We start from the raw sequence: 3,107 nt of genomic DNA, 5'->3' as shown, positions 1-3,107 counted from the left end.
GCACCGCGCGGTGCCGGGCCCCCTCGGCGCTTCCCCAAGGCGGGTCAGGCGCGGGCGGCGTCCCGGCGCTGCTTGAGCAGGCCGGCGGCGGTGAGCAGCGCGACCAGCACGCCGGCCGCGTACAGCTGCTGCCGGTTGCCCTCGGTGGTGGTCATCAGGGCGAGGATGCCGACGACGGCGGCCATCGCGACCCAGGTGAGGTACGGGAAGCCCCACATCCGCACGGTGAGCAGTTCGGGGGCCTCGCGTTCCAGTCGGCGGCGCATCCGCAGCTGGACGACGCAGATGAACAGCCAGACGACCAGGATGGCGACGCCGGTGGTGTTCATCAGCCAGGTGAAGACGGTGTCCGGCCAGAACTTGGCGGCCAGCACGGCGGTGAAGCCGAACAGGCAGGAGGCCAGCACGGCCCGCCGGGGCACCCCGCCGCTCACCTTGGCGAGGGCGCGCGGGCCCTGGCCGCGGCCGACCAGCGAGTAGGCCATCCGGGAGGCGCCGTAGATGTTGGCGTTCATCGCGGACAGCAGCGCGATCAGCACCACGAACTGCATGATCGTCCCGGCGGCGGGCACCCCGAGGTGGCGCAGCACGGTGACGTAGGGGCCGTCGGCGACGACCGCCGGGTCCTTCCAGGAGACCAGGGTGACGACCAGCGCCATCGAGCCGATGTAGAAGACCGCGATCCGCCAGACGGCGGTGCGCACCGCGTTGGCGACGTTGCGCTTGGGGTCCTTGGACTCGGCGGCGGCGATGGTGACGGTCTCCAGGCCGCCGTAGGCGAAGACGGAGGCGAGCAGGCCGACGATCAGTCCGCTGACGCCGTTCGGCAGGAAGCCGCCCTGGCCGGTGAGATTGGTGGTGCCGGGGGCGCCGGGGCCGAGCACACCGGCCACGCCGAGCGCGCCGAGCACCAGGAAGGCGAGGATCGCGGCGATCTTGACGGCGGCGAACCAGAACTCGAACTCGCCGAAGTTCTTGACCGCGGTGAGGTTGCTGGCGCAGAAGAACACCATGAACAGGGCGACCCAGATCCAGGCGGAGACGCCGGGGATCCAGCCGTTGACGATCCTTCCGGCGGCGGTGGCCTCGGCGGCGACGCCGCAGCAGAGCATCACCCAGTACATCCAGCCGGCGGTGATCCCGGCCCAGGGGCCGAGTTCCTTCTCGGCGTGCACGGAGAAGGAACCGGAGGCCGGGCGGGCGGCGGACATCTCGCCGAGCATCCGCATGATCAGCATGACCAGCAGGCCGGAGAGCACGAAGGCCAGGATGATGGCGGGCCCGGCGGCCGCGATGCCCGCGCCGGAGCCGACGAACAGGCCGGCGCCGATGACGCCGCCGAGCGCGATCATCGACAGGTGGCGCTGCTTGAGCCCGTGCGAGAGCTGGCCGGGGGCCGGGGGAGGGGGTGGGGTGGTCCCGGGCGGCGCGGAGGACGCGGAGGAGCGGGCCATGGGAGGTGGATCCAGACTGTTCGACATGCGGTGCGAGCTGTCCAATATCCGGGGATGCGGCTGTGCATGCCAAGAATGCCCGGTCGGGGATCAGCATGCGGACCCCATCGTGACATTCCGGGCCCGCCCGCTCACGTTCCGTCGCCCCGGTGGGTCGGGACCCGACAAGGAGGGCGGGCGGGGGTTTGTCCGGATCGCCGACGGTGTTCGCGGTGATCGCCGCGTAGGTTCAGAGTGATCACTCACTTGATCCGCTGATCCTTCGATCGTCCGGATCCCCACCGTGCCGAGGAGAAGCCCGATGGCCACCGCCAGCACCCCCGTTCCGAGCCGCGCCGTCCTCGCGGACCTGCTGCCCGCCGCCGGCACCCGCCTCGGCGCCCAGGCCCGCGACCTCGCCCTGGTCGCCAGCGGCGCCGCGCTCACCGGCCTGGCCGCCCAGCTGTCGGTGAACGTCCCCGGCTCGCCGGTGCCGGTCACCGGCCAGACCTTCGCGGCCCTGCTGGTCGGCACCGCGCTCGGCACCCGCCGCGGCGTCGCCTCGCTCGGCCTCTACCTGCTGGCCGGCATGGCGGGCGTGCCGTGGTTCGCCGAGGGCTCCTCCGGCTGGTCGATGCCCTCGCTCGGCTACGCGATCGGCTTCGTGCTGGCGGCCGGCCTGGTCGGCGCGCTGGCCCGGCGCGGCGCCGACCGCTCGCCGGCGCGCACCGCCGCCGCGATGGTCCTCGGCAGCCTCGCCATCTACGCGGTCGGCGTGCCCTACCTGGCGTTCGCCCTCGACGTGTCCCTGGCCCGCGCCGCCGAACTCGGCCTCTACCCGTACCTGGTCGGCGACGCCCTGAAGGCCGCCCTCGCCGCCGGCGCCCTGCCGGTCGCCTGGAAGCTGCTCGGCCGCCGCTGAGGCTTCTCTCCCGGGCCGGGCGCGCCTGCGGGGCGCTCTGACCTGGTGCCGACGGTCGGCGCTCCAACGCCGCTCCTGCGTCGCGTCGTCCTCGCTTCTCCCTTTCGGCACCGGCGCGCCCCTCCGGCTCACCCGGCCCGGGGGCCGGAGCCGCTGAACGCGTCGCCCCCTGCGGAGCCCGGGTGTGCGGGCATGCCACACTCATGGGCATGCGCGTGTACCTGGGCTCCGACCATGCCGGATACGAACTGAAGAACCACCTCGTGGAGTGGCTCAAGGAGGCCGGCCACGAGCCGGTCGACTGCGGGCCGCACATCTACGACGCCCTCGACGACTACCCGCCGTTCTGCCTGCGCGCCGCCGAGCGCACCGCCTCCGACCCGCAGGCGCTGGGCATCGTGATCGGCGGCTCGGGCAACGGCGAGGCGATCGCCGCCAACAAGGTCAAGGGCGTCCGCGCCGCGCTGGCCTGGAGCGAGCAGACCGCCGCGCTCGGCCGCGAGCACAACAACGCCAACGTGATCTCCATCGGCGGCCGGATGCACACCGAGGAGGAGGCCACCAAGTTCGTCGAGGTGTTCCTCAACACCCCGTACAGCGGCGACGAGCGGCACACCCGCCGGATCGACATGCTCAGCGTGTACGAGACCACCGGCGAGCTCCCGCCGATCCCGGCCCACCACCCGCAGCAGGAGGGCTGACGCCTCCCGCCCGTCCCGGCTCCTCCCAGCGGCCGGCCGCGCCCCGACGGC

At 73.1% G+C, this 3,107-nt stretch carries 3 protein-coding genes; 2 read left to right on the top strand and 1 reads right to left on the bottom strand.

Annotated elements, in window-relative coordinates; genetic code table 11:
* Positions 1–44 precede the first annotated feature (44 nt).
* Positions 45–1,454 (bottom strand): amino acid permease, encoded by a 1,410-nt coding sequence (locus ABD308_RS29645; protein WP_344341573.1) that lies wholly within the window; start codon positions 1,452–1,454, stop codon positions 45–47.
* Between the two features lie 301 nt (positions 1,455–1,755).
* On the opposite strand from ABD308_RS29645, the gene ABD308_RS29640 reads away from it, so the two are divergent.
* Both ABD308_RS29640 and ABD308_RS29635 read left to right on the top strand, forming a co-directional pair.
* Positions 1,756–2,355: a biotin transporter BioY gene (locus ABD308_RS29640; protein WP_344341570.1), complete on the top strand. Its 600-nt coding sequence runs from the start codon at positions 1,756–1,758 to the stop codon at positions 2,353–2,355.
* 209 nt (positions 2,356–2,564) lie between these two features.
* The gene (locus tag ABD308_RS29635; RefSeq protein ID WP_344341567.1) at positions 2,565–3,056 is read left to right on the top strand and encodes a ribose-5-phosphate isomerase; all 492 of its coding nucleotides are present in this window, start codon (positions 2,565–2,567) and stop codon (positions 3,054–3,056) included.
* The last annotated feature ends 51 nt before the right edge of the window (positions 3,057–3,107 follow it).

It is taken from the genome of Kitasatospora putterlickiae, from assembly GCF_039527695.1.
GTDB classification, from domain to species: Bacteria; Actinomycetota; Actinomycetes; order Streptomycetales; family Streptomycetaceae; genus Kitasatospora; species Kitasatospora putterlickiae.
The sequence above is the reverse complement of the archived record's forward strand: the minus strand, read 5'-3'. Positions and strand labels throughout refer to the sequence as shown.

Excerpts from the sequence above, each read along its gene's own strand:
- ABD308_RS29645 (WP_344341573.1), bottom strand. The coding sequence starts at position 1,454 with ATGGCCCGCTCCTCCGCGTCCTCCGCGCCGCCCGGGACCACCCCACCC.
- ABD308_RS29635 (WP_344341567.1), top strand. The coding sequence starts at position 2,565 with ATGCGCGTGTACCTGGGCTCCGACCATGCCGGATACGAACTGAAGAAC.
- ABD308_RS29640 (WP_344341570.1), top strand. The coding sequence starts at position 1,756 with ATGGCCACCGCCAGCACCCCCGTTCCGAGCCGCGCCGTCCTCGCGGAC.